We start from the raw sequence: 24,688 nt of genomic DNA, 5'->3' as shown, positions 1-24,688 counted from the left end.
AGTCCTGATTGATGCCGGCCGTTATGGCGGTTTATCAGGAGGCCAGCGCGCTGTTCTTGCGGCTCGCCATCGCCGTCACCACATAACCGATCAGCGCAGCCAGAATCGAACCGGTCAAGATCCCCATGCGGTCCATCCCGGCGAAATCACTCACGCCTGGCTCGAAGGCCAGCGAGCCGACAAACAGGCTCATCGTGAAACCGATGCCACAGAGAATCGCCACGCCCAGTATCTGGCCCCAATTGGCACCTTGGGGCAGGGCGGCGATACCGGTTTTCACGGCCAGCCAGGTCAGGCCGAAGACACCGACGGTCTTGCCCAGCAGCAGCCCGATGGCGATGCCCATGGGGACGTGATGAGTGAAGCTCTCGACAGTGACACCGCTCAGGGACAGGCCGGCGTTGGCAAAGGCGAACAGTGGCAGGATGCCGTAGGCGACCCACGGGTGCAGGGCATGCTCCAGGGCAAGCAGTGGCGAAGGTTCGGCATTTTTCGTGCGCAACGGGATGCAGAATGCCAGGGTCACGCCGGCCAGGGTGGCGTGGACACCGCTCTTGAGCACGCAGACCCAGAGGATCAGTCCAATGATCATGTACGGCCCGAGCTTGACCACGCCAAGCCGGTTCATCCCGATCAGCGCCGCAATACAGGTCGCGGCCAGCGCCAGAGACAGGGTCGACAGCGCGCCGGAATAGAAGATCGCAATGATGATGATCGCGCCAAGGTCGTCGATGATCGCCAGGGTCATCAGGAACAGTTTCAGCGATACCGGAACCCGTTTGCCCAGCAGCGCCAGTACGCCAAGGGCGAAGGCGATGTCGGTGGCGGTCGGGATTGCCCAGCCGTTCAGGGCGGCTGGCGTGTCGCGATTGAGGTACCAGTAGATCAGCGCCGGCACCACCATGCCACCAATGGCGGCGGCACCGGGCAGGACGATCTGCGACGGTTTGGACAACTGGCCGTCGAGGACTTCGCGCTTCACTTCCAGACCGATCAGCAGGAAGAACAGCGCCATCAGGCCGTCGTTGATCCAGAGCAGCAAGGGCTTGGCGATTTTCAGTGCGCCGATCTGCGCCACCACGGGGGTGTCCAGCAGGCCGTTGTACAGCCACGACAGCGGCGAGTTGTTGATGATCAGAGCCAGAACGGCAGCGGCGATCAATAACAGACCGCTGGCAGCTTCCAACTGAAAGAAACGCGTGAAAGTGCTACGCAGAGGCAAGGTCGCTCTCCATCCATGAATTCAAAAGGTGTTACACCCTAACAAGTACCGTTAGTTGTTAAAACAAAAGTTATATTCTTTTTTGTTATATGCCGTTACAGAGTGATCCCTCGGCACCGACCTGAGCCTAGCAGTTGCCGGGCGTATTGGATTTCATCTGTACCTGTGCTGGATGCAGGATTTTTCCTAAGCTTGTTGGATGAGCCTTGTCAAAAGGCCGACTCCTGCCCGATACAACGAGAAAACCATCATGAGCGACAACCGACAGTGGTCCCGCGAAGCGATTCGGATCATCGAAGCCGATTTCCAGCGCAGCGCCGACACCCACTTGATCCCCTTGCCGCTGCCGGGTTTTCCAGGCATCGAGTTGTACTTCAAGGACGAGTCCAGCCACCCCACGGGCAGCCTCAAGCACCGCCTGGCCCGTTCGCTGTTCCTGTATGCGCTGTGTAACGGCTGGCTCAAGCCCGGTGCGCCGGTGATTGAGGCATCCAGCGGTTCGACGGCGATTTCCGAAGCGTACTTCGCGCGCATGCTGGGCTTGCCGTTCATTGCGGTGATGCCTGCGAGCACGTCCAAGGAGAAGATTGCGCAGATCGCCTTCTACGGTGGCCAAAGCCACCTGGTGGACGATCCGACCCAGATCTACGCCGAGTCCGAGCGCCTGGCCCGTGAACACGACGGGCACTTCATCGACCAGTTCACCTACGCCGAGCGCGCCACCGACTGGCGGGCGAACAACAACATTGCCGAGTCGATCTTTCAGCAGATGCGTTTCGAGCAGCATCCCGAACCGAGCTGGCTGATTTCCAGCCCCGGTACCGGCGGCACCACGGCCACCCTGGGCCGATACGTGCGTTATCGCCAGCATGGCACCCGCGTGCTGTGTGCCGATGCCGAGCGTTCGGTGTTCTTCGATTACTACCAGACCGGCGATGCCAGCCTGCGACTGGACCACGGCTCGCGTATCGAAGGCATCGGCCGGCCGCGCGTGGAAGCGTCGTTTCTGCCCAAGGTGATCGACGCGATGGTCAAGGTGCCGGATGCCTTGTCGCTGGCGGCCATGCACTACCTGGCGGAGCGTCTGGGACGGCATGTGGGCGGGTCGAGCGGGACCAACCTGATCGGCGCACTGATGGCCGCCCAGCACATGAAGGCGGCAGGGGAGACGGGGTCGATGGTGGCGATTCTGTGTGACAGCGGCGAGCGCTATGCCACGACCTATTACGATCAGGGCTGGCTCAAGGCTCAGGGGTATGAGCTGAGTGGTTTGATGGCTGCGGTGGCAGCGACGGTGGAGCGGGGTGAGCCGTTGCCGGACTCGGTTTTGCGCGCCAATATCTGAGATCTTTCAGACATTGAATACCCCTGTGGGAGCGAGCTTGCTCGCGATGGCGGCATAACATTCAACACATATGTTGACTGATTTACCGCTATCGCGAGCAAGCTCGCTCCCACAGGGTTTTGCATTACTTCCGGGATCGCGTATCAGGCTTCCAGGCCAAGGATATCCCGAGCCACAGCCTCGGCAATGCGAATCCCGTCAACACCCGCCGACAGAATCCCGCCCGCATAACCGGCCCCTTCACCGGCCGGGAACAAGCCCTTCACGTTCAGGCTCTGCAACGACTCGTTACGGGTAATGCGCAGCGGCGACGAGGTGCGGGTCTCGATCCCGGTCAGCACTGCGTCGTGCAGCGAGTAACCACGAATCTGCTTCTCGAATGCCGGTAAGGCTTCGCGAATTGCTTCGATGGCGAATGCCGGTAGTGCCAGCGCCAGATCACCCAGGGCAACGCCCGGCTTGTAGGATGGCTCGACGCTGCCCAGTTCGGTAGACGGTTTGCCCGCGATAAAATCGCCGACCAGTTGCGCCGGGGCTTCGTAGTTGCTGCCGCCCAGCACGAATGCGTGGGACTCCAGGCGTTCCTGCAGCTCGATACCGGCCAGCGGGCCACCCGGATAATCGACTTCCGGCGTGATGCCGACGACGATGCCGGAGTTGGCATTGCGTTCGTTACGCGAGTACTGGCTCATGCCATTGGTGACCACGCGGTTTGGCTCGGAAGTCGCCGCCACCACGGTGCCGCCCGGGCACATGCAGAAGCTGTAGACCGAACGGCCGTTCTTGGCGTGGTGCACCAGCTTGTAGTCGGCGGCGCCCAGTTTCGGGTGGCCGGCGTACTTGCCCAGGCGCGCACGGTCGATCAGCGACTGCGGGTGCTCGATGCGGAAACCCACCGAGAACGGCTTGGCTTCCATGAACACGCCACGGCCGTGAAGCATGCGGAAAGTGTCGCGGGCGCTGTGGCCGAGGGCCAGGATCACGTGTTTGGAGTGGATCTGTTCGCCACCATTGAGTTCGACGCCGACCAGTTGGCCGTCTTCGATCAACACGTCGGTGACGCGCTGCTGGAAGCGCACTTCACCGCCCAGGGCGCGAATCTGCTCACGCATGTTTTCCACCACGCCGGTCAGACGGAACGTACCGATGTGCGGTTTGCTGACGTAGAGGATTTCTTCCGGAGCACCGGCCTTGACGAATTCGTGCAGGACTTTACGGCCGAGGAATTTCGGGTCCTTGATCTGGCTGTAGAGCTTGCCGTCGGAGAACGTCCCCGCGCCGCCTTCACCGAACTGCACGTTGGATTCCGGGTTGAGCACGCTTTTGCGCCACAGGCCCCAGGTGTCCTTGGTGCGCTGGCGTACTTCGGTGCCGCGCTCGAGGATGATCGGCTTGAAGCCCATTTGCGCCAGCAGCAGCCCGGCGAAAATCCCGCACGGGCCGAAGCCGACGACGATCGGCCGCACGCTCAGATCGGCTGGCGCCTGGCCGACTTCTTTGTAGCTGACATCCGGTGCCACGTTGACGTTACGGTCATCGGCAAACTTGTGCAGTACCGCCGCCTCATCGCGAACTTCAAGGTCGATGGTGTAGATGAAGCACAGTTCGGAGGACTTTTTGCGCGCATCGTAGCTGCGCTTGAACAAGGTGAAATCGAGCAGGTCATCGCTGGCAAGCCCTAAGCGCTGCACGATGGCAGGGCGCAGGTCTTCTTCGGGATGGTCGATCGGCAACTTGAGTTCGGTGATTCGTAACATGGCGGGATCCGGTTCGCGGGGCGCACAACTGCGCCAGGGCGTTTGAAACCCGCGATTATAAGCCTCAAAGGCGCAGGCCCGTGAGGCTTAAACGATCAGTCGTCGCGCGATCCGCCGAAATACCCGCAGCCGCGCTGTACCTGACCGTCGATGCGCAGCTCGGCGCTCATGTGCTGGATGCTGCCGGTGCTGCTGTCGACGCAACGTTGCGGTGCAACCCACAGTTCGATGTGCTGGTTGTTGGCTTCGGTGCTGAGGTTGAAACGGCCATCGCCCAGTTGCTCCTCGACGTAAGGCACGGCCAACGGCGGCTGGCCGGCCCGGTCGAGGACCATGCCTTTGCCGCTGACTTTCACGCTCCACTCCGGGGTGTGGCCGGCGGCGCGCAGGATCAGCAACTTGAAATTCGGATCGTCGCACGCGGTGCCCGAGCGCTCGACGCGGTACAACTGCTCCAGATCGAGCTGGCCGTCACCACCGCCGCCGGCCACAACCCGCCCGCGCACGTCGGCAAACAGCTTGCCCTGTTTGTCCGCCAGGTTTGCGGCCTGCTGCAGGACGCTGGTACCGCCCGTGTCGTTGACCACGTAGCGGTTTGTCTGGTTGCACGGCTGGAACAGCAGTTTGCCGTCCACCGCGGTCAACTGGCCTTGCATGCGTGTCTGGCCGACATGGGAGGCGTTCTGCCGCTCACCCTCGAACAACTGGCAAGCGGCGAACAGCGGAAGCAGGGCAACGAGGACTAAGGAACGGGCAACACGCATCTTGGGGTCTCCTGACAGGTGCCGCCACGTTACTCAGCCTGACCGTTCATCACAACCGGTTATCGTCTCCACTTTGTATTGGCGCGGACACAGGTTGCGATTTTTCATCTTCAGATGTGAAAGGTCTGACCCGTTTGCAGGCCTTCCACACTCTTGGCGTAGGCCAAGGCCACATCCGCCGCAGGAACTGGCTTGAAGCCACGGAAGTACGGCGCGTATTTGCCCATGGCTTCGACCAGGACGTTCGGGCTGATCGAGTTCACCCGCAGGCCGCGCGGTAGCTCGATGGCGGCGGCGCGGACAAAGCTGTCCAGTGCACCGTTGACCAGCGCCGCCGAGGCGCCACTGCGAATCGGGTCGTGGCTGAGCACGCCGGTGGTGAAGGTGAACGAAGCGCCGTCATTGGCGAAGTCGCGGCCGATCAGCAGCAAATTGACCTGGCCCATGAGCTTGTCTTTCAGGCCCAGGGCAAAGCTCTCTTCGGTCATCTCGTTGAGCGGTGCGAAGGTCACGTTACCGGCAGCACACACCAGAGCATCGAATTTGCCGGTCTGCTCGAACAGCTTGCGAATCGAGGCGCTGTCACTGATGTCCACCTGAAAGTCGCCGCTGGTGCGACCGATGCGGATGATTTCGTGGCGTTGCGACAGTTCCTTGTCGACTGCCGAACCGATGGTGCCGCCTGCGCCGATCAAAAGAATTTTCATGGGGGCTGATCCTCGTATGGGTTGAACGAGGTTTCAGTTTAGGGTGGTTTTTTCTCCGGATAAGCGCACTAATAGGCAACCTTTGGTTTTCAAGTGGAAACAATCCATGAGCGAGATGGATGACCTGGCGGCGTTCGCGGTGTTGATCGAGGCGGGGAGTTTTACCCTGGCGGCGCAGCAGCTTGGTTGCAGCAAAGGCCAGCTGTCCAAGCGCATCAGCCAGTTGGAAGCGCAGTTTTCCGTGGTGTTGTTGCAACGTACCACCCGCCGCTTGAGCCTGACCGCCGCCGGTGCTGCGTTGTTGCCCCAGGCCCAGGCGCTGGTAGTGCAAGTCGAGCGGGCCCGCCAGGCCCTGGCGCGCCTGAAGGACGACATGGCCGGCCCGGTGCGGATGACGGTGCCGGTGTCGCTCGGGGAAACCTTCTTCGATGGCCTGTTGCTGGAGTTCTCGGCCAAGTATCCCCAGGTGCAGATCGAACTGGAGCTCAACAACAGCTACCGCGAACTGTCTCGCGACGGCTTCGATCTGGCGATTCGTTCCGACGTGGCCATTGACCAGCGACTGGTGGCGCGTCCACTGCTGGCGTGGCAAGAACTGACCTGTGCCAGCCCGGCTTATCTGGAGCAATACGGTGAACCGCAAACCCCCCAGGCGCTGGCCGAGCATCGCTGCCTGCTCAATAGCCATTACAGCGGCCGCGAAGAATGGCTGTATCACCAGCAGCACGAGTTGTTGCGGGTGCGGGTGTCGGGGCCGTTCGCCAGCAACCACTACAACCTGTTGAAGAAAGCCGCACTGGTCGGCGCCGGTATTGCGCGCCTGCCATCCTACTGTTTGCCAACAGAGCTGGCGGACGGGCGCTTGCGATGGCTGCTGCGCGATTATCAGACCCGCAGCATGCCGATGTACCTGGTGCATCCGTATCAGGGCGGTTTGCCCAAGCGCACGCAGGTACTGGCGGATTATTTGATCGGGTGGTTCAAGCGCAGTGGGGAGGTGCTGGATCGGTTGTAAGTCTTCACACGCATGTCCTGTAGGAGCGAGCCTGCTCGCGATGGACGTTAACGATGACGAGGGCTGTCTGAATGAACGCGGCGCCCTCCAGTTCTTCGCGAGCAAGCTCGCTCCTACAGAAGAGGGTCTGTGTGGCTATAGGGGGGGCATAAAAAAACGGCCCGCGAAGGCCGTTTTTCATTTACCGCAAAGGATTAGCCACCGAGGTACGCATCACGCACTTTCGGGTCGGTCAGCAGCGCTTCACCGGTGCCTGTCATCACCACCCGGCCGTTCTCCAGAACGTAGGCTCGGTCAGCGATCTTCAGCGCCTGGTTGGCGTTCTGCTCGACCAGGAACACTGTCACACCGTCCTTGCGCAGCTGTTCGATGATGTCGAAGATCTGCTGGATGATGATCGGTGCCAGGCCCAGCGATGGCTCGTCGAGCAGCAACAGCTTGGGCTTGCTCATCAGCGCACGGCCGATGGCGAGCATTTGCTGTTCGCCGCCGGACATGGTGCCGCCGCGCTGGTTGAAGCGTTCTTTCAGGCGTGGGAAAAGTCCGAGAACCTTGTCCATCTGTTCCTGATAGTCGCCCTTGGCGGTGAAGAAACCACCCATGGACAGGTTTTCTTCAACGGTCAGGCGGGAAAACACCCGACGACCTTCCGGCACCACGGCGATGCTCTTGCGCATGATCTGCGAAGAGTCCTGGCCGACCAGTTCCTCACCCATGTAGCGGATGCTGCCGCTGTGGGCGCGCGGCGAACCGCAAAGCGTCATCAGCAACGTGGACTTGCCGGCACCGTTGGCACCGATCAGGGTCACGATCTCGCCCTGGCGGACTTCGACGTTGACGCTGTGCAGGGCCTGGATCTTGCCATAGAAGGTGGAAACGTTTTCGAACTGCAGCATTTACGCTTCCCCCAGGTAGGCTTTGATCACTTCAGGATTGTCGCGGATCTGCTCCGGCGTACCGTTGGCCAGGGGCGTGCCCTGGTTGATCACGACAATGTGGTCGGAAATGCTCATGACCAGCTTCATGTCGTGTTCGATCAGCAGCACGGTGACGTTGTGCTCTTCACGCAGCATGCTGATCAGCGCCTTGAGGTCCTCGGTTTCCTTCGGGTTCAGGCCGGCAGCCGGTTCGTCGAGCATGAGGATCCGCGGGCGGGTCATCATGCAACGGGCGATTTCCAGACGACGTTGCTGACCGTAGGCCAGGGTGCCGGCCGGACGGTTGGCGAACTCCTTGAGATTGACCTTTTCCAGCCAGAATTCGGCGAAATCCATGGCCTCGCGCTCGCTTTTGCGGAACGACGGGGTCTTGAACAGGCCGGACAGGAAGTTGGTGTTCAGGTGACGATGCTGGGCGATCAAGAGGTTCTCGACCGCCGTCATGTCCTTGAACAACCGCACGTTCTGGAAGGTGCGCACCACGCCTTTGAGGGCAATCTTGTGGCCCGGCAGGCCTTCGATCGCTTCGCCGTCGAGCAGGATGCTGCCGCCGCTCGGCTTGTAGAAGCCGGTCAGGCAGTTGAACACGGTGGTCTTGCCGGCGCCGTTGGGGCCGATCAGCGCAACCACTTGTTTCTCTTTCACGCTCAAGGCTACGCCGTTGACCGCCAGCAAGCCGCCGAAGCGCATGCTCAGGTTTTCTACTTTAAGGATCTCGCGGCTCATTTGCGCAGCTCCATGTGAGGACGTTGCATGGGCAGCAGACCCTGAGGGCGCCAGATCATCATCAGTACCATCAAGGCACCGAACATCAACATGCGGTACTCACTGAACTCACGCATCATTTCCGGCAGCAGGATCATCACCACGGCAGCGAGGATCACGCCCAGCTGCGAGCCCATGCCACCCAGCACCACGATGGCGAGGATGATCGCCGACTCGATGAAGGTGAAGGACTCCGGCGTCACCAGACCCTGACGGGCAGCGAAGAAGCTACCGGCGAAACCGGCGAAGCTCGCACCCAGGGTGAAGGCCGACAGTTTGATGACGGTCGGGTTCAGGCCCAGGGCACGGCAGGCGATTTCGTCTTCACGCAACGCTTCCCAGGCGCGGCCCAGGGGCATGCGCAGCAAACGGTTGATGACGAACAGCGCACCCAGGGCAAGCAACAGCGCAACCAGGTAGAGGAAGATCACCTTGTTGATCGAGTTGTATTCCAGGCCGAAGTACTCGTGGAAGGTTTGCAGGCCTTCCGCGGCTTTACGTTCGAAGGTCAGGCCGAAGAACGTTGGCTTTTCGATGTTGCTGATACCGTTCGGACCGCCAGTGAGGCCGGTCAGGTTACGCAGGAACAGACGAATGATTTCACCGAAGCCCAAGGTCACGATCGCCAGGTAGTCACCACGCAAACGCAGCACCGGGAAACCGAGCAGGAAGCCGAAGGTGGCCGCCATCAGGCCGGCGATCGGCAGGCAGATCCAGAAGCTCAGGCCGTAGTAGTGCGACAGCAGCGCGTAGCTGTAGGCGCCGACGGCATAGAAACCGACGTAACCGAGGTCGAGCAGACCGGCCAGGCCGACCACGATGTTCAGGCCGAGGCCGAGCATCACGTAGATCAGCACCAGCGTAGCGATATCGACCGCACCGCGAGAGCCGAAGAACGGCCAGACCAGGGCACCGGCGATCAGCGCGATGATGATCCAGCGCTGGGTGGTCGGCAGGGTCAGGAAGTTGCTGGCCTTGGCCGGGATCAGCGGCATGCTCGGCGAAGAGCGCCAGGCCGAGCTGATCTGCTGGTCGAACAGCACACGCAGGAACATCAGCACCGAGCACACCGCGATGGTGATCAGGGTGGCGTCGCTGGTGCCATGAACTTCGAGGTTGATGCCGACGATGGTCAGCTTCAGACCGAGTACCGGGTAGGCCACGGCCCACACCAGCAAAGCGCTGAACAGCGCCTGTTTAAGATTCCTAGTCATACCTTCTCAACCTCCGGACGGCCCAGCAGGCCGGTTGGCCGGAACAACAGCACCAGAACCAGCAGGCCGAACGCCACGACGTCCTTGTACTGGTCGCCGAAGATATCGGCACCAAAGGCTTCCGCCACACCCAGTACCAGCCCGCCGAGCATGGCGCCCGGAATACTGCCGATACCGCCCAGTACCGCGGCGGTGAAGGCCTTGAGGCCGACGAGGAAACCGGCGTTCGGGTTGATCACGCCGTATTGCATGCTCAGCAGCACGGCGGCGATGGCTGCCAGAGCCGCACCGATGACGAAGGTCAGGGCGATGATGTTGTTGGTGTTGATACCCAGCAGGTTGGCCATCTTGATGTCTTCGGCACAGGCACGGCAGGCGCGGCCCAGGCGAGAGCGGGAGATGAACAGGGTCAGGCCGAGCATGGCGACGAGAGTCACCACGAACACCACGATTTGCATGTAGGAAATCAGCACTTCATGTGCGCCACCTGGCCCAAAGGCAAAGTTGCCCGGAATCAGGTTGGGGATGGATTTGTCCTTGGAGTCTTGCGCCAGCAGAACGGTGTTCTGCAGGAAGATCGACATGCCGATGGCGGAGATCAGCGGGATCAGACGGTTGCTGCCGCGCAAGGGGCGGTAGGCGATCCGTTCGATGCTGTAGCCATAGGCACTGGTTACAACGATGGTTGCGAGAAAAGCGGCGGTCATCAACAGCGGCACGCTGTCGAGTCCCAGCATGGCCAGCCCGGCGATGGCGATAAACGCCACGTAGGAGCCAATCATGTACACCTCGCCGTGGGCGAAGTTGATCATTCCAATGATGCCGTAGACCATCGTATAGCCGATGGCGATCAGGGCATACGTGCTGCCAATGGTCAGGCCATTAACCAGCTGTTGGAAGAAGTGATAGATGTCAGGCATTACAGCGCTCCTAAAAACCTGATACGCATTTCACTGGTGGAGTCATTTTCCCGCCCGAGCCCCGTGGATCTGCATCCACTTCGAATTCGGGGTTTGCCAGCGAACCGCTGATGACGGTTTTGAGATTTTCAGGTGGGGAGACTGGCGGATCACGCCAGCGCGGCCCAGATACGTTCGTAAAACAAAGCCCACGGCACGCCGTGGGCTTTATTGGCAGTCAGTCTGGCAACGCCTTACTGAGGCTTGGCTTCAGTTTTTGGTTTGCCGAAGTGCCACTCGTAAACCACGAATTTGAAGTCTTTCAGGTCGCCTTTCTCGTCGAAGCTCAGGTCGCCGGTAGGCGTCTTGAAGGTGCCGGCGTGGATGGCTTCAGCCACTTTGGCGGAGTCTTCGGACTTGGCAGCCTTGATGCCGTCGGCGATCACGGTCACAGCCGAGTAGGCCGGGAACACGAACGGACCGCTTGGATCTTCTTTCTTGGCTTTGAACGCATCAGCCAGGGCAACGTTGGCCGGATCCTGGTCGAAGGATTTCGGCAGGGTCACCAGCAGGCCTTCGGAAGCGTCCTTGGCGATCTGCGAAATGGAGTCGTTACCCACGCCTTCCGGACCCATGAACTTGGCTTTCAGGCCTTTTTCCGCAGACTGACGCAGGATCAGGCCCAGCTCCGGGTGGTAGCCGCCGTAGTAGACGAAGTCGACGTTGGCTTGCTTGAGCTTGGCGATCATCGAGGAGAAGTCTTTGTCGCCGGCGTTGACGCCTTCGAACACGGCAACCTTGACGCCTTTGCCTTCCAGGGTTTTCTTCACGGCAGAGGCGATGCCTTCACCGTATTGCTGTTTGTCGTGCAGAACAGCAACGATCTTCGGTTTTACGAAGTCGGCAATGTAGTTACCGGCGGCAGGGCCCTGGGCGCTGTCCAGACCGATGGTGCGGAACACCATTTTGTAACCACGGGCGGTGATGTCCGGGCTGGTGGCAGCCGGGGTGATCATGATCACGCCTTCGTCTTCGTAGATGTCCGAAGCCGGTTGAGTGGAGCTGGAGCACAGGTGACCGACTACGAACTTGACGCCGTCGTTGACGACCTTGTTCGCGACTGCCACAGCTTGTTTCGGATCACAGGCGTCATCGTATTCAACGGCTTCGAGTTTCTTGCCGTCCACACCGCCCTTGGCGTTGATTTGCTCGATGGCCATTTTGGCGCCACTGAACTGCATGTCGCCGTATTGGGCTACAGGGCCGGTCTTAGGGCCGGCGATGCCGATCTTGATGGTGTCAGCTGCGAACGAATGGCTGGCAACCCCGGCCAGAACCATAGCGGCAAACAGTTTGGAAATCTGCTTAGTAGCCTTAGTCATAGTGCTCCACTCTTACTGTTGTAGTTTTTATAGTCCTGGCGCCGAAAGCAGCAGAACCGGGTCGGATATCTGCGACATTCCCCGGAAAAGTCCCTCGGCAACTGTACCGGTACAGTGTAGAGCGCCGATTGTCAGCCTGGGAAGGCAGCGCCGGGGGACAAAACCTGCAAGTGTCGCTTTATTGAAAGTAAAAGACAGAATTGCGGCGGGGTGTTGAGGGGCTTATAGCCGTATTCAGTGCATTCCCTGGCTTTCCTGCGCTTTTCATTTCGGTCACTCAATTGCATCCGGGTTTTTCTGCCAGTCCACCGACGTTATCATTCGCGTCGATTTCTTTTCCGGACAGTCCCATGAATCAAGAACCTAGCACCCTCTATGCCAAGCTGCTTGGTGAAACCGCATCTATTACCTGGAAAGAGCTGGAGCCGTTCTTCGCCAAGGGTGCCCTATTGTGGGTCGATCCTGGCCTGGATCTGATCGCCGCCGCCGAGGCCGTTGCCCAGGATGAAGGGGAGAAAGTGGCTGCCTGGCTGGCCGCCGACAAGCTCGGCAAGCTCTCTGAAACGCGGGCGCTGGATCTTTTTGAACGTGATCCACAGCTGTGGGCCGTGGTTGTTTCGCCGTGGATTCTGATCCAGGAAAGGGCGCAGGCTTAAAAGGTTGCACCTGATTGGTGCGTTCATTTTTGAGGGAAAAGTGTGTAGCCGAGTAGCGTGATGGCATGTTGCCGTAGAGAAAGGCCACAGCCTCACGGTGACGTAAACGTAACGGGAACAGTTGGGAGGGCAACTGAACGTCTGCTCAATTGTTTCTGAATGTTGATTTGCAGTAATTCAAGGCCGCCATCGCGAGCAAGCTCGCTCCACAGGGATCGCATTCTTTCAAACAGAACGCGGTCAACTGTGGGAGCGAGCTTGCTCGCGATAGGGGCGGTGAGTTTTCGCGTCTTGTTAAGCCGTTTTGCCCGTATGGTTATTCAACGAAATAACCTTGGTCTTGCCGATACGGTGACGGTAGATCTCGCGCAGGTACTTGATCGATTTCTTCACGCAATCCCGGGACAGGCGGATGTCGTTGATCGAGACGAACTTGTCCTTGTCGTTGATCAGCTCACGGTACTTCTTCTCGTACATCGGCTTGATCGCGTACCAGTTGGTATCGAGGATCTTCGCCGGGTTCTCGAATTCGTTGAGTAGTTCGTCAATCCGGTCTTCATCGAACTGTTCGTTGATGATGAAGTCCAGGATCGAGTTGTCCAGGGTCTCGTCGAAGCGGTACGGGTTTTTCGCGAAGCAGCGCTTGATGAAGGCCACGATCAGCGTCAGGAAATCGTCCGACAGGCACGGGCTCTTGGCGATCAGGGTGGTCAGCGACAGGTTGGCCGAAGCACCGATCACCAGCGCGTAGCGCTTGAGCGTGGTGTTGGGAAACAGGCTGTTGAGATGAGTCTTCAACCGGTTCAAATCCATGTAGGACAGCTTGTAGTCCTTCGGCAACGAAACGATCGACACCACCGACGAGCAATTCTTGAAGAAGTGCAGGTCATGCAGGGCCGCCGCGTCGTAACCCGAGTTCTTGTACTGCTCCAGCGACGCGCGATAGCGCTTGGACTCGATCGGCAACAGGCTGATGCCCTCGATGGCCTGGGTGACCTTGTTGAAGTGCGGCAGGTCGATCGAGCGGAAGAACAGGTCGTCGATGTTCAGGCGTTGCGGCTCTTTCTCGAACACCTTGAATTTGTCGCTGCTCGGCGCCGGGGTTTCCGGCACAACGGACTCGGCGTAGGCAATCGCCACCGGACCGGCCAGGCTCATGAACAGGTCGTTGGCGTCCAGGCGAATGGTTTCGCCGATGTCGATGCCGGCACGACGGAAATAGTTCTGGTCGTAGTCGGTGGTCACCGCCTGGGCCGTCAGAATGTTGAAGATCTGCTGCGAGATGTATTGGTTGGCATGCTTTTCCATGGCATTGACATCAATGTTCTGGATATTGCCGTCATCGTTCTCTTCGGCGTAACGCATGATGTCGTTGGAGATCAGCATCATCGCGTTCCATGGGCGGATGCGGCCCATGACGCTGGCTTCGCTGCTGTCTTCGTTGGCGAAGTTGTAGGAGAAGTCCCACTCTTCCGACAGGTATTTGCACAACAGGCGACCGGCGTTGATGTGCAGCGCCTCGGACATTTCACTGCGGTGATCTGAAATGTTCGGCAGTACACAGATGCCACTGGTGAAGATCGGTTCGAAGACGAAGGAGTGGCCGCTCTTGCTGTCGTGCTCGTCCATCGGCTTGGTGTCGAACGTCTTGTTCATGTACGAGTGCTGCTGGGCCAGGCCGAACTCCGAGGCCATGCCCGAGCCGGTACCGCCACCGGCACTGAAGATCGAGAAATACAGGCGCGACTGGTTGGCCTTGATGCCGCAGCTGTCGATCAGGTACGAGTGAATCATTTTCCAGTCGGGGCTGGAGAAGCGCTGGGTGTCCTTGTTCAGGATGATCTTGGCCAAGTACTGGCCGAGGATCGGCGCGTTACCGGCGCCACCGGCGTGGACTTCCGACAGGTCCATGATCTTCATCTTGCTGTAGTCGCGCAGAAAGCCGCTTTTTTCGCCCTTGCGCGAGAAGCGGATGCGCCCGGCGATGTCCTTGTCCAGGTCGCCGAGCATCACCAGCGGCTCGACCAGAAACACCGGCTTGGTGTTTTTGTTCTGGCCCAGGCGCAGGTTGTTGCGGATCCACTGGGCCGGGCTGTAACCCTTTTCGGCAAAGCGCTTGTCCGGCGACAGGCGATCTTCGTTATTGAATTCATTGAGGTAGAACTTGCGGGCGTTGTACACCAGTTCCGCCACGTCCAGCGCAATGTTCGAGCCACAGCGGCCCAGGCCGATCAGGCATACCGACGGGAATTCCTGATCGCTGTGCTGTTCGCTGTCGCCTTCCAGGTGCGGTGCGCGCGGGAACACCATGTCGCGCAGGCCGTCGAGGTTGTCGAGGATGCGGTCGGTGTTGGTTTCGGTGAAGTACAGGTATTGCTGGGTCGCCAACGGGCGCGATTGAATCAATGGCTTAGGTGATGACGGGCTGTTGGCCGCGGGGCTCAACGTCAGATCGGTTACCGCAGTGGCCGGGTTGTTTTTAGAAGTCATAGTTCGCCATCTACCTGGGCTGATTGGTTGGCCGACTCACTGTCGTCGAACCGTCACGGAATACAATCGCGTCTTTTTTCAGCGCGTACTTGGACCATGCCTTGGTCTTTAGCCTGAGCATTGCTCGGAGTGAATCCTTTCCTGAGTCATGATGAATCGGCCAATATTCGGTGATCTTTAATCAAGAAGAGGCAAAATGATGTCAACGCTACCTTCGCTAGGGTTTGCCGGGATCGGGCTGATGGGGCTGCCGATGTGCCGGCGCCTGCTGGCCGCGGGTTATCCGCTGGCGGTATGGAATCGCAATCCGGACAAGTGCAAGCCGCTGGTGGAGGCCGGCGCGCACCAGGTCGCCAGCCCGGCCGAACTGTGCCAGCACGCTGACGTGGTGATGCTGTGCCTGGCCGATACCTCGGTCGTACGCGAGGTGGTGTTTGGTCCGGCAGGTGTTGTGGAGGGCGCCAAAAAAGGCCAGCTGCTGGTGGATTTCTCCAGCCTGGAGCCCAACGCTACGCGGGAAATGGCCGCAGAACTTGCCGCTAAAACCGGCATGGGCTGGCTCGATACGCCGGTGTCCGGTGGCGTGGTCGGTGCCGAGGCTGGAAGCCTGGCGATCATGGTCGGCGGTGAGCTACAGGATCTGGAGCGGGTCAGGCCTGTCCTGTTGAACCTGGGGCAGCGTGTGACGCATATGGGCGGCGTCGGGGCAGGGCAGGTGACCAAGGCGTGCAATCAGATGATCGTCGCCTGCAATGCATTGGTGATTGCCGAAGTGGTCGCGTTGGCGGAGCGTTCCGGGGTTGATGCCAGCCTGATCGCCGAAGCGCTGGCCGGCGGCTTTGCCGATTCGAAACCCTTGCAGATCCTGGCTCCGCAGATGGCGCAAAATCGATTCGAACCGGTCAAGTGGCACGTACGGACGTTACTCAAGGATCTGGATACAGCGGTGAAGTTTTCCCGTGAACAAGGCTCGGCGACACCGATCAGCGGTCTGGCCGCGCAGTTGATGCGCCTGCATGGGAGTCAGGGGTTTCTTGAAAAGGACCCGTCTACATTAGTACAGATGTACCGTGAACCAGGCTCAGCGTCGTGACGGTGTAGGCGTGCTTGCGCTGGTTGATTTCGTTCAGCACCGGATGCAGTTCGGCCAGTGGCACCGGCCGACTCAGCAGATAGCCCTGAACGAAGTCACAGCCATGGTCTTCCAGGAACTGGTATTGCTCGAAGGTTTCGACCCCTTCAGTGACCACTTGCAGGTGCAGGGTATGGGCCATGACGATAATCGCCTGGACGATTTCCATATCCTGGGTCGCCTTGGGAATGTCCTGGATGAACGAGCGGTCGATTTTCAGCGTGTTGAGCGGCAAGCGCTTGAGGTAGGCCAGGGATGAATAGCCGGTGCCGAAGTCATCGATCGACAGCGAAACGCCAAGGGCGCGTATCTGGCGCAGCAGCACCAGGGTGTCGGCGATGTTGCCCATCAAGGCGTTTTCGGTGACCTCCAGTTCCAGACGGTGGGGCTCTACACCGGAGGCCCGCAATGCGTACTCGATTTCATCGGCCAGTTCTTCGCGCGCCAGGTTCAGGGGCGAGCAGTTCACGGCGATCTTCAGGTCTTCACAGCCTTGGCGCGACAACTCGCCCAGATCCTCGCAGGCCTTGCGCAGCACCCAGTTGTCCAGCTCGGCGATCAGGCCATTGGCTTCGGCGATGGCGATAAAACGATCCGGTACGAGGAAACCGTGGACCGGGTGTTGCCAGCGGATCAAGGCTTCGAGCTTGCTCACCTGACCGGTCTTGAGGTCATAGATCGGCTGATAATAAAGCATCAAACCGGTGTCTTCACGCAGGGCGTGGCGCAACTCTTCTTCCAGTTGCAGCTCGAGTGTGGCGCGGGTTTTCAGGTCGGCACTGAAAAAACTCAGCCCGTTCCGGCCGCCACCCTTGGACTGATACAGCGCCAGATCGGCGTTTTTCAACAGTTCCTCGCAGGTCTTGCCGTCTTCCGGAAACAGGCTGATGCCGATGCTGGTGGTCATGACCATGCGCCTGCCGGCCAACTCGATGGGCTCCTTCATTTTCAGCATGATGCGTTGGGCCATCTGCCGCGCTTCGTCACGATCACGCAGGTCGATGAGCAGGCAGAACTCGTCGCCGCCGAAGCGAGCGACCACATCCTCATGACTGCGAACGGAGCTCTTGATGTGCCCGGCAAGCACTTTGAGCAGTTCGTCACCGGCATCGTGGCCAAGGCTGTCGTTGATCCGCTTGAAATGGTCGATGTCCAGGAACATGACCGCCAGCATCCCGCCTTTGTTGGTTTTCTCGATGAGTTTTTCAGCGAAGACCTGGTTGAACCCGCGGCGGTTGATCAGGTTGGTCAGCGCATCGTAGTGCGCCAGCTGTTGCAGCGACATGCGCGCCTGGTCAAGTTGGCTTAGCAGGGAGTTGACCCGTTGCAGGTCGTGGTCCTTGTGTTGCAGCTTCTTGTCCGCCAGTGCCGCGCTGATGCTGCTGCCGATGATCAGCAGGGTGATGACCGTCACGGTCAGCGCCAGTTGCAGATGGCTGTGTTCGCCGGTTTGCGCTGGCAGGCTGCCGCTGGGCATCACCATGTTGAACGCGGCCATGGCAGTGAGGTGCATACCGAGGATGCCCGCCCCGAGCACCAGGCTGGCGCAGAATTTGAAAAGCTGATGCAGCATGCCGGCGCCGTCGCGCAGATACCATGCCAGCAACAAGGCGGCCAGTGCGGCACCGATCGCGATCGCGATGGAAAGGGCGAACAGGCCCGGATGGTAATAGACCGAGGCATTGGAGTGCATGGCCGTCATGCCCACGTAATGCATGGTCGCGATACCCAGGCCGATCCCGACCGATGACGTGAGGCACTGTCGAAAACTCAGCTCAGGAAGGCTGAGGGTATGCATCGCCAGCCATGCGGCGAACAGCGCGATGGTTAGCGAGAACACCGTGACAGGCAGTTGGTAGTGAAGATCGATAGGCGCCTGGAATGCCAGCATCCCGACAAAATGCATGGCCCAGATGCCGCCGGCCAGGCATCCGCTGCCCACCCAGCGCCAGAGCGTTTGAGACGCGGATTTTTCAGCGTGAGCAACCCGTTCGGCCATGTCCAGTGTCGCGAAACCGCCGACACAGGCGACCAGATAAGCCAGCAGCACCAGAAACGGGTCATGTGTGCAATTAAGTATGACCTGCCCAGTCTCTGGTAGCTCGGTAATGAAATGCAAACCAAGCCACTCCATAGCATGCCCCATCGTTAAGCTTCAGGTCGGCGCAAGGAGCGTCGGCGAATGTCGTGGAGTATAGAGGGCGTGGATGGAGCGCAAGCGGTAGTGGCACATTGATGCCAATTTTTTGATATTAGCCTAATAGCGATTAGTGATATGACTTAGGCGATTTGCTTCTGAGGCGTCTCGAACGCGGGTTGCAGGGCCGGCAAGCCGAAAGCGGCACGGGCCGCGTCGCAATCGGGATTTGCCAGGCCGTCGACCCACGAAGCGTCGAACTCCCGACAGGTGCTGGAGCGTTTTTCGTAAATGGAGCACTGCACCGTACTGCCCACGTCTCCGACCAGGCTGGTGCAGCGCACGGGTTTGCAGCCGGTTCCGAGCATCGCGACCCGACTGGGGCTGATCTGCTCGACAAGCTCATCGGGTACCGTCCCCCCGGACGAGGCGCATTCACCCCAGAAAAATGACACGCGAAAATGAGAACAGCAGGCACCGCAATTCAGACACGGACTGGCTTCGGACATGGGCGATTATCTAAGGAGGAGTGGAGACACAGGGGGGGAAACAAGGCCGCTATTCTAGGCTTCGCCAACGGCTTGGGAAGGGGGGCTGAAAGGTATTTTTCATCGGTCGGACGGACTGCGAAATACCCGTCCCGCGAAAGCTCCTACAGGATGCGTCCCATGGGTTGGTATCAGCCTGGCGAATAATGAAAGACAGGCGCGGCCGGCCTGTCTAGATTGCAAAGTCCGGGGGCAGTGACGCCCCAAAAACAATAAAAGAGACGGACCCATGCAGAACTCGACCCAAGCGGCCAATGCCTGGCGCATTCTGTTCCTGTTGTTCCTGGCCAATCTGTTCAATTTTTTCGACCGCACCATCCCGGCCATCATCATCGAGCCCATTCGCATGGAATGGCACCTCAGTGATTTCCAGTTGGGGATCATCGGGACGGCATTCACCATCGTCTACGCCATTGCCGGCTTGCCGCTGGGGCGCATGGCCGATACCGGCTCGCGCAGCAAGCTGATGGGCTGGGGGCTGGCGGTATGGAGCGGGTTGACCGCCGTCAACGGCATGGTGGGCAGTTTCTGGAGCTTCCTGATCGTGCGCATGGGCATCGGCATCGGCGAGGCCAGTTACGCGCCAGCCGCCAACTCGCTGATCGGCGACTTGTTTCCGGCGCACCGTCGGGCGCGGGCCATGGGGATCTTCATGCTGGGGCTGCCCTTGGGGCTGTTGCTGGCGTTCTTCACCATTGGCGCGATGGTCAAGGCCTTCGATAGCTGGCGCGCACCGTTCTTTATCGCGGCGGTGCCCGGGCTGATCCTGGCGATCTTCATGTTTTTCATCAAGGAACCGAAGCGCGGCGCTGCCGAGAGCGTTCAGGTTTCGCAGGAAAAAATCGATCGGCCGATCCGTCGGGTATTGGCAGTGCCAACCTTCCTGTGGCTGGTGATGGCCGGCCTGTGTTTCAACTTCGCCACCTATGCTTGTAACTCGTTTCTGGTGCCGATGCTGCAACGCTACTTCCTCATGCCGTTGCAGGATGCCGCAGTGGCGACCGGGGTTATTGTCGGTGTGACCGGGCTGGTCGGCCTGACCCTCGGTGGCTGGATCGCGGACAAGATTCACCAGCGCATCGCCAACGGACGGCTTTTGTTTGCCGCCTTCAGCCTGGTGATTTCGACGGTCTGCACCGCGTGGGCGCTGCATTCCGGGCGAATCGAGATCGGTGTGTTTGTCGCGGTATTCAGTATGGGCTGGCTGTTCGCCTACAACTTTTACACCTGCGTGTACACGGCGATTCAGGATGTGGTCGAGCCTCGGTTGCGGGCAACGGCGATGGCGCTGTTCTTTGCCGGGCTTTACCTGTTGGGCGGTGGCCTGGGGCCGGTGGTGGTCGGGGCCTTGTCGGATCACTTCGCCCACACGGCGATGCTTGCGGCGGGCGCGGAGCAAATGACTGAGGCGTTTAAAGCGGTCGGCCTGCATGACGCGATGTACTTGATACCGGTGGCGTTGTTGCTCACCGTGGTGTTTCTGTTCCTGGCTTCGCGGTGTTTTGTGAGGGACGCCAAGCGGATGAAGGACGGGTTGGTGGCGGTGGTTGAGCCTGACAGTTCTGCGGTGACTGCTTAACCGCTATCGCGAGCAAGCTCGCTCCCACAGGTATCTCATAGGCACTGAAGATCCAATGTGGGAGCGAGCTTGCTCGCGATGAGGCCATCAGCAGCACTACTGAATTTGAAGTAAACAAAAAAGGCCCGCATCGCTTCGGGCCTTCTTTTTATAGCGGTGGAGAAGGGTTGTTAACCCGCCACCAGCACCCGAATCGCTTCCAGTCGCAGCGCAGCCTTGTCGAGCATGGCCAGGCCTTGCTCGCGTTGTTTGCGCAGGGCCACCAGTTCGCTGTCGCGCACGGTCGGGTTGACCGCTTGCAGGGCGGTCAGGCGCGCCAGTTCTTCGTCGGTATCGGCGGCCAGGCGACGCTGCGCCTCGGCGACACGTTCAGTGTGGCGCGGCAGGATCTTCGCTTCACCGGCGTTGATCCGTGGTGTCAGTTGGTCACGCTGGGCCTGGATGAACTTGTTGGCGCTGGCACGCGGTACGCTTTCAAGCTGATCGTTCAAGGTTTCGAACGACACGCGGGCCGACAGGTCGTTGCCGTTGGTGTCGAGCAGGCAGCGCAGGGCGGCCGGCGGCAGGTAACGACCCAGTTGCAGCGAGCGCGGGGCAACCACTTCGCTGACATAGAGCAGTTCCAGTAACACGGTGCCAGGTTTCAGCGCCTTGTTCTTGATCAGCGCCACGGCGGTGTTGCCCATGGAACCGGACAGCACCAGGTCCATGCCGCCCTGAACCATCGGGTGCTCCCAGGTGATGAACTGCATGTCTTCGCGAGAAAGCGCCTGGTTACGGTCGTAGGTGATGGTCACGCCTTCGTCGTCGCCCAGCGGGAAGCTGGCGTCGAGCATTTTTTCGCTCGGCTTGAGGATCAGCGCGTTTTCCGAATGGTCTTCGCTGTCGATGCCGAAGGCGTCGAACAGGGTTTCCATGTAGATCGGCAGGGCGAACTGATCGTCTTGCTCGAGGATGTCTTCAACCAGCGCATCACCTTCGCCAGCGCCACCGGAGTTGAGCTCCAGCAAACGGTCGCGGCCGGTGTGCAGCTCGGCTTCCAGACGTTCACGCTCGGTACGGGCTTCGTCGATCAGAGCTTGCCACTCGCCATCGTCGGCTTCTTCGAGCAGCGGCAGCAGGCGCGGGCCGAACTGGTGCTGCAAGGCGTTGCCGGTCGGGCAGGTGTTGAGGAACGCATTCAGCGCTTCGTGGTACCACTGGAACAGGCGCTCTTGCGGGCTGGTTTCCAGATACGGCACGTGCAGTTCGATGATGTGCTTCTGGCCGATCCGGTCCAGTCGACCGATACGTTGTTCCAGCAGGTCCGGGTGGGACGGCAGATCGAACAGCACCAGGTGATGGGAGAACTGGAAGTTGCGACCTTCACTGCCGATTTCCGAGCAGATCAGCACCTGCGCGCCGAATTCTTCGTCGGCGAAATAGGCGGCGGCGCGGTCACGCTCGAGGATGTTCATGCCCTCGTGGAACACCGTGGCCGGGATGCCGGAGCGCACACGCAGGGCGTCTTCCAGGTCCATGGCGGTTTCGGCGTGGGCGCAGATCACCAGCACTTTGGTGCGCTTGAGCATCTTCAGTTGATCGATCAGCCATTCGACGCGCGGGTCGAATTTCCACCAGCGTTCTTCTTCACTGGCGTCCGGTTGGGCCTGGAAGCTGACTTCCGGGTACAGCTCGGCGTGATCGCCCAACGGCAGTTCGAGGTATTCGTCCGGGCACGGCAGCGGGTACGGGTGCAGCTTGCGCTCCGGGAAACCCTGCACGGCAGCGCGGGTGTTGCGGAACAGCACGCGGCCGGTGCCGTGGCGGTCGAGCAATTCACGCACCAGACGCGCGCTGGCTTCGGTGTCGCCATCGTTGACGGCGGCCAGCAGGGCTTCGCCTTCGTTGCCGAGGAAGCCGTGGATGGTCTTGTGGGCTTGCGGCGACAGGCGTCCCTTGTCCAGCAACTCCTGAACGGCTTCAGCCACCGGGCGATAGTTTTCGCTCTCGGCGCGGAAGGCTTGCAGGTCGTGGAAACGGTTCGGGTCGAGCAGGCGCAGACGAGCGAAGTGGCTGTCCTGGCCCAGTTGTTCCGGGGTGGCGGTCAACAGCAGCACACCGGGAATGGTCTCGGCGAGTTGCTCGACCAGGGAATACTCGGGGCTGACCTGATCTTCGTGCCACACCAGGTGGTGAGCCTCGTCGACCACCAGCAAGTCCCAGCCCGCCGCGAACAGCGCGTCCTGGGCTTTCTCGTCGTCCACCAACCACTCAAGCGCGACCAGTGCGAGCTGGGTGTCTTCGAAGGGGTTGCTGGCATCGCTTTCGATGAAGCGTTCTTCGTCGAACAGCGCGACCTGCAGGTTAAAGCGGCGGCGCATCTCGACCAGCCACTGGTGCTGCAGGTTTTCCGGAACCAGGATCAGCACGCGGTTGGCGCGGCCCGAGAGCAATTGGCGATGGATCACCAGGCCGGCTTCGATGGTTTTGCCCAGGCCCACTTCGTCGGCCAGCAGAACCCGTGGCGCGATACGGTCGGCGACTTCGCGGGCAATGTGCAACTGGTGCGCGATCGGTTGCGCACGCACGCCGCCCAGACCCCAAAGGGAGGACTGCAACTGGCGACTGGTGTGTTCCAGTGTGTGGTAACGCAGGGAGAACCAGGCCAGCGGGTCGATCTGGCCGGCGAACAGACGGTCGCTGGCCAGGCGGAACTGGATGAAGTTCGACAGTTGGGTTTCCGGCAGGGTGACCACTTCGTTCTGCCCGTTGAGGCCGTGGTAAACCAGCAGGCCATCGACGTCGTCGACTTCGCGAACGGTCAGCTTCCAGCCTTCGAAGTGAGTGATGGAGTCACCGGGCGAAAACCGCACACGGGTGAGGGGCGCATTCCTTAGCGCGTACTGGCGAGTGTCGCCAGTGGCCGGATAGAGCACGGTCAACAAGCGGCCGTCCTGTGCCAGAACGGTGCCTAAACCCAGCTCGGCTTCGCTGTCACTGATCCAGCGTTGCCCCGGTTGATACTGCTGCGCCATGCTGCCTGACTCCCACCTGAAAAAGCGGGCTATCTTAACGGAATGAGGGCTTCAGGGCCAAAGGACTCTCAGAAAAACTCACAGTCATACGTTAGCCCACCTGTGCATGACGCGCCGCCCGGTGCACTAATGAGTGCCAAATGAGTCACAGTTTGCGACCGATGGCTCAAGTCGCCATTCCCGCAGCCGACAGCCTGCTGACAGGAGACTGAAAACCATGCTGCCACCGATGCTCCCCTTGAGTGCCGTGCCGATCACTTCACAGTCCGACCCGATCCGTCAGCGTCCGGATATTCCTCCGGTGGTGCCGGTGCAGGAAAGCTCCAGTGAAAGCACGATCGACCTGCAAAAGCGCAACCCTGAGGAGGATGGACTGGTGCTGCGCGAGGAACAGCGCCGCAGGCAGGAGCAGGAACGACGTCGCCACGAAGCTGATAATGACCCGCAGGCTCACCTGGCAATTCCCGGTGATGAACTCAATGCCGACAACACCGTGCCGGTGGTGCCGCTGATGGAAGATCAGCCGCGGCAAGGGTTGTGGGTCGATATCGAGATTTGAGCGCAGGCTGGTCAGCACGGCCGTCAGGCCGCATTATTGGCGCAGGGTTGCCGAACGCTACGGCGGCTTAAACTCATTTCAAGCGATGCACTGACTGCCATGAGCCAAGACGACAAACTGATTGACCTCAATGCCGAGCGCGCCAAGCGTGTTCATGACCTCAATGACAAGCGGCTCAATGAAGTTCGCCAGGCGTTCGAGCAGGCCATGCCATTGGGCAAGGCCAAAAAAAAGCCGAAAAACAAACCGAAAAAGCGCTGAAATACCCCGCATTCATTGATGCGGGTCAAACTTCTCCCTTCCTCTTGCCCAGTCTCGGGCGACATTGATCCCGGTCAATATTCTCTCCTGCCCGTTTGGTTAACTTAGCCCTATCGCAACAGGGCAGGTACAGGAGACGCGTCATGTTTTTCGACAACGTGGTGATCGCCGGAGTGCTGACTGTCAGCCTCATGTTTGTATTTTTTGCAGGGTTCGGACTTTTTATCTGGAAGGATTCGCACAAGCGGAAATAACCGTAGTTCTTTCTGGATGTAATGAGCACGCAAGGCATTTTGGGCAA

At 59.9% G+C, this 24,688-nt stretch carries 21 protein-coding genes; 8 read left to right on the top strand and 13 right to left on the bottom strand.

All coding sequences use genetic code 11. From position 1 onward, the window contains the following. Nucleotides 1-34 precede the first annotated feature (34 nt). Entirely contained in the window at nucleotides 35-1,222 is a 1,188-nt protein-coding gene (nhaA, locus tag AC1RS8_RS21955) for a Na+/H+ antiporter NhaA (protein ID WP_057716110.1), read from the bottom strand. 247 nt (nucleotides 1,223-1,469) lie between these two features. Between nhaA and AC1RS8_RS21950 the strand changes: the two genes are divergently transcribed. Next, nucleotides 1,470-2,567 carry a PLP-dependent cysteine synthase family protein gene (locus tag AC1RS8_RS21950; protein ID WP_489340607.1) on the top strand — a complete coding sequence of 366 codons (1,098 nt, stop codon included), beginning with the start codon at nucleotides 1,470-1,472 and terminating at the stop codon, nucleotides 2,565-2,567. Between the two features lie 143 nt (nucleotides 2,568-2,710). On the opposite strand, the gene AC1RS8_RS21945 is transcribed toward AC1RS8_RS21950, so the two are convergent. From AC1RS8_RS21945 to AC1RS8_RS21935, 3 genes are all read right to left on the bottom strand, one after another. Next, nucleotides 2,711-4,324: an NAD(P)/FAD-dependent oxidoreductase gene (locus AC1RS8_RS21945; RefSeq protein WP_090453539.1), complete on the bottom strand. Its 1,614-nt coding sequence runs from the start codon at nucleotides 4,322-4,324 to the stop codon at nucleotides 2,711-2,713. Nucleotides 4,325-4,419: 95 nt separating this feature from the next. Beyond that, the gene (locus AC1RS8_RS21940) at nucleotides 4,420-5,088 is read right to left on the bottom strand and encodes a COG3650 family protein (protein ID WP_407514124.1); all 669 of its coding nucleotides are present in this window, start codon (nucleotides 5,086-5,088) and stop codon (nucleotides 4,420-4,422) included. Nucleotides 5,089-5,198: 110 nt separating this feature from the next. Continuing rightward, nucleotides 5,199-5,795 carry a short chain dehydrogenase gene (locus tag AC1RS8_RS21935; RefSeq protein ID WP_057716106.1) on the bottom strand — a complete coding sequence of 199 codons (597 nt, stop codon included), beginning with the start codon at nucleotides 5,793-5,795 and terminating at the stop codon, nucleotides 5,199-5,201. Between the two features lie 106 nt (nucleotides 5,796-5,901). On the opposite strand from AC1RS8_RS21935, the gene AC1RS8_RS21930 reads away from it, so the two are divergent. Beyond that, nucleotides 5,902-6,810, top strand: coding sequence for a LysR family transcriptional regulator (locus AC1RS8_RS21930; RefSeq protein WP_046041267.1), 909 nt, complete (start codon nucleotides 5,902-5,904; stop codon nucleotides 6,808-6,810). Nucleotides 6,811-7,004: 194 nt separating this feature from the next. Here the strand turns inward: AC1RS8_RS21930 and AC1RS8_RS21925 are convergent, their stop codons facing one another. The 5 genes from AC1RS8_RS21925 to AC1RS8_RS21905 form a co-directional block, all read right to left on the bottom strand. Continuing rightward, the gene (locus AC1RS8_RS21925) at nucleotides 7,005-7,706 is read right to left on the bottom strand and encodes an ABC transporter ATP-binding protein (RefSeq protein ID WP_057716104.1); all 702 of its coding nucleotides are present in this window, start codon (nucleotides 7,704-7,706) and stop codon (nucleotides 7,005-7,007) included. Beyond that, on the bottom strand, nucleotides 7,707-8,474 hold the full coding sequence (gene livG / locus AC1RS8_RS21920; protein WP_057716103.1) for a high-affinity branched-chain amino acid ABC transporter ATP-binding protein LivG: 768 nt from the start codon (nucleotides 8,472-8,474) through the stop codon (nucleotides 7,707-7,709). Further along, the gene (locus tag AC1RS8_RS21915) at nucleotides 8,471-9,727 is read right to left on the bottom strand and encodes a high-affinity branched-chain amino acid ABC transporter permease LivM (RefSeq protein WP_057716102.1); all 1,257 of its coding nucleotides are present in this window, start codon (nucleotides 9,725-9,727) and stop codon (nucleotides 8,471-8,473) included. Before AC1RS8_RS21915 ends, livG begins: the two co-directional genes overlap by 4 nt. After that, nucleotides 9,724-10,647 carry a high-affinity branched-chain amino acid ABC transporter permease LivH gene (livH, locus tag AC1RS8_RS21910; RefSeq protein ID WP_007947264.1) on the bottom strand — a complete coding sequence of 308 codons (924 nt, stop codon included), beginning with the start codon at nucleotides 10,645-10,647 and terminating at the stop codon, nucleotides 9,724-9,726. The genes AC1RS8_RS21915 and livH overlap by 4 nt, the downstream gene beginning before the upstream one ends. Before the next feature lie 233 nt (nucleotides 10,648-10,880). After that, on the bottom strand, nucleotides 10,881-12,008 hold the full coding sequence (locus AC1RS8_RS21905) for a branched-chain amino acid ABC transporter substrate-binding protein (RefSeq protein ID WP_046816661.1): 1,128 nt from the start codon (nucleotides 12,006-12,008) through the stop codon (nucleotides 10,881-10,883). Between the two features lie 350 nt (nucleotides 12,009-12,358). Between AC1RS8_RS21905 and AC1RS8_RS21900 the strand changes: the two genes are divergently transcribed. Beyond that, nucleotides 12,359-12,664: a DUF2288 domain-containing protein gene (locus AC1RS8_RS21900; protein ID WP_008052913.1), complete on the top strand. Its 306-nt coding sequence runs from the start codon at nucleotides 12,359-12,361 to the stop codon at nucleotides 12,662-12,664. A gap of 294 nt (nucleotides 12,665-12,958) precedes the next feature. Here AC1RS8_RS21900 and AC1RS8_RS21895 read toward each other — a convergent pair whose 3' ends face one another. Beyond that, nucleotides 12,959-15,154 (bottom strand): hypothetical protein, encoded by a 2,196-nt coding sequence (locus tag AC1RS8_RS21895; RefSeq protein WP_057716101.1) that lies wholly within the window; start codon nucleotides 15,152-15,154, stop codon nucleotides 12,959-12,961. 196 nt (nucleotides 15,155-15,350) lie between these two features. Here AC1RS8_RS21895 and AC1RS8_RS21890 point away from each other — a divergent pair, with 196 nt between their 5' ends. Next, the gene (locus tag AC1RS8_RS21890; protein WP_489339911.1) at nucleotides 15,351-16,247 is read left to right on the top strand and encodes an NAD(P)-dependent oxidoreductase; all 897 of its coding nucleotides are present in this window, start codon (nucleotides 15,351-15,353) and stop codon (nucleotides 16,245-16,247) included. On the opposite strand, the gene AC1RS8_RS21885 is transcribed toward AC1RS8_RS21890, so the two are convergent. Continuing rightward, nucleotides 16,204-18,420, bottom strand: coding sequence for a putative bifunctional diguanylate cyclase/phosphodiesterase (locus tag AC1RS8_RS21885; RefSeq protein ID WP_489339912.1), 2,217 nt, complete (start codon nucleotides 18,418-18,420; stop codon nucleotides 16,204-16,206). The two genes, AC1RS8_RS21890 and AC1RS8_RS21885, sit on opposite strands and share 44 nt — an antisense overlap. A 146-nt stretch (nucleotides 18,421-18,566) precedes the next feature. Beyond that, nucleotides 18,567-18,932: a YkgJ family cysteine cluster protein gene (locus AC1RS8_RS21880; RefSeq protein ID WP_046043993.1), complete on the bottom strand. Its 366-nt coding sequence runs from the start codon at nucleotides 18,930-18,932 to the stop codon at nucleotides 18,567-18,569. A gap of 268 nt (nucleotides 18,933-19,200) precedes the next feature. Between AC1RS8_RS21880 and AC1RS8_RS21875 the strand changes: the two genes are divergently transcribed. Then, nucleotides 19,201-20,550 (top strand): spinster family MFS transporter, encoded by a 1,350-nt coding sequence (locus AC1RS8_RS21875; protein ID WP_057716097.1) that lies wholly within the window; start codon nucleotides 19,201-19,203, stop codon nucleotides 20,548-20,550. Nucleotides 20,551-20,720: 170 nt separating this feature from the next. On the opposite strand, the gene rapA is transcribed toward AC1RS8_RS21875, so the two are convergent. Next, on the bottom strand, nucleotides 20,721-23,567 hold the full coding sequence (rapA, locus tag AC1RS8_RS21870; protein ID WP_057716096.1) for an RNA polymerase-associated protein RapA: 2,847 nt from the start codon (nucleotides 23,565-23,567) through the stop codon (nucleotides 20,721-20,723). A 217-nt stretch (nucleotides 23,568-23,784) separates the two neighbouring features. Here rapA and AC1RS8_RS21865 point away from each other — a divergent pair, with 217 nt between their 5' ends. From AC1RS8_RS21865 to ccoM, 3 genes are all read left to right on the top strand, one after another. Further along, nucleotides 23,785-24,126, top strand: a complete 342-nt coding sequence (locus AC1RS8_RS21865) for an aspartate-semialdehyde dehydrogenase (RefSeq protein WP_150812953.1) — start codon at nucleotides 23,785-23,787, stop codon at nucleotides 24,124-24,126. 99 nt (nucleotides 24,127-24,225) lie between these two features. Then, nucleotides 24,226-24,387 (top strand): hypothetical protein, encoded by a 162-nt coding sequence (locus tag AC1RS8_RS21860; RefSeq protein WP_008016476.1) that lies wholly within the window; start codon nucleotides 24,226-24,228, stop codon nucleotides 24,385-24,387. A gap of 143 nt (nucleotides 24,388-24,530) precedes the next feature. Continuing rightward, a complete protein-coding gene (gene ccoM, locus AC1RS8_RS21855) occupies nucleotides 24,531-24,641 on the top strand; it encodes a cytochrome c oxidase subunit CcoM (protein ID WP_007976669.1) in 111 nt (36 codons plus the stop codon). Nucleotides 24,642-24,688: the final 47 nt, after the last annotated feature.

Source organism: Pseudomonas sp. GW821-FHT12A04 (assembly GCF_058807755.1).
Note: the sequence above shows the minus strand (reverse complement) of the source record. Positions and strands in the feature narration are given on the sequence as shown.

What these genes read in the sequence shown, in the direction of transcription:
- AC1RS8_RS21945 (WP_090453539.1), bottom strand. Translation starts at nt 4,324, where the DNA reads ATGTTACGAATCACCGAACTCAAGTTGCCGATCGACCATCCCGAAGAA.
- AC1RS8_RS21940 (WP_407514124.1), bottom strand. Translation starts at nt 5,088, where the DNA reads ATGCGTGTTGCCCGTTCCTTAGTCCTCGTTGCCCTGCTTCCGCTGTTC.
- AC1RS8_RS21935 (WP_057716106.1), bottom strand. Translation starts at nt 5,795, where the DNA reads ATGAAAATTCTTTTGATCGGCGCAGGCGGCACCATCGGTTCGGCAGTC.
- AC1RS8_RS21930 (WP_046041267.1), top strand. Translation starts at nt 5,902, where the DNA reads ATGAGCGAGATGGATGACCTGGCGGCGTTCGCGGTGTTGATCGAGGCG.
- AC1RS8_RS21925 (WP_057716104.1), bottom strand. Translation starts at nt 7,706, where the DNA reads ATGCTGCAGTTCGAAAACGTTTCCACCTTCTATGGCAAGATCCAGGCC.
- livG (WP_057716103.1), bottom strand. Translation starts at nt 8,474, where the DNA reads ATGAGCCGCGAGATCCTTAAAGTAGAAAACCTGAGCATGCGCTTCGGC.
- AC1RS8_RS21915 (WP_057716102.1), bottom strand. Translation starts at nt 9,727, where the DNA reads ATGACTAGGAATCTTAAACAGGCGCTGTTCAGCGCTTTGCTGGTGTGG.
- livH (WP_007947264.1), bottom strand. Translation starts at nt 10,647, where the DNA reads ATGCCTGACATCTATCACTTCTTCCAACAGCTGGTTAATGGCCTGACC.
- AC1RS8_RS21905 (WP_046816661.1), bottom strand. Translation starts at nt 12,008, where the DNA reads ATGACTAAGGCTACTAAGCAGATTTCCAAACTGTTTGCCGCTATGGTT.
- AC1RS8_RS21900 (WP_008052913.1), top strand. Translation starts at nt 12,359, where the DNA reads ATGAATCAAGAACCTAGCACCCTCTATGCCAAGCTGCTTGGTGAAACC.
- AC1RS8_RS21895 (WP_057716101.1), bottom strand. Translation starts at nt 15,154, where the DNA reads ATGACTTCTAAAAACAACCCGGCCACTGCGGTAACCGATCTGACGTTG.
- AC1RS8_RS21890 (WP_489339911.1), top strand. Translation starts at nt 15,351, where the DNA reads ATGATGTCAACGCTACCTTCGCTAGGGTTTGCCGGGATCGGGCTGATG.
- AC1RS8_RS21885 (WP_489339912.1), bottom strand. Translation starts at nt 18,420, where the DNA reads ATGGAGTGGCTTGGTTTGCATTTCATTACCGAGCTACCAGAGACTGGG.
- AC1RS8_RS21880 (WP_046043993.1), bottom strand. Translation starts at nt 18,932, where the DNA reads ATGTCCGAAGCCAGTCCGTGTCTGAATTGCGGTGCCTGCTGTTCTCAT.
- AC1RS8_RS21875 (WP_057716097.1), top strand. Translation starts at nt 19,201, where the DNA reads ATGCAGAACTCGACCCAAGCGGCCAATGCCTGGCGCATTCTGTTCCTG.
- rapA (WP_057716096.1), bottom strand. Translation starts at nt 23,567, where the DNA reads ATGGCGCAGCAGTATCAACCGGGGCAACGCTGGATCAGTGACAGCGAA.
- AC1RS8_RS21865 (WP_150812953.1), top strand. Translation starts at nt 23,785, where the DNA reads ATGCTGCCACCGATGCTCCCCTTGAGTGCCGTGCCGATCACTTCACAG.
- AC1RS8_RS21860 (WP_008016476.1), top strand. Translation starts at nt 24,226, where the DNA reads ATGAGCCAAGACGACAAACTGATTGACCTCAATGCCGAGCGCGCCAAG.
- ccoM (WP_007976669.1), top strand. Translation starts at nt 24,531, where the DNA reads ATGTTTTTCGACAACGTGGTGATCGCCGGAGTGCTGACTGTCAGCCTC.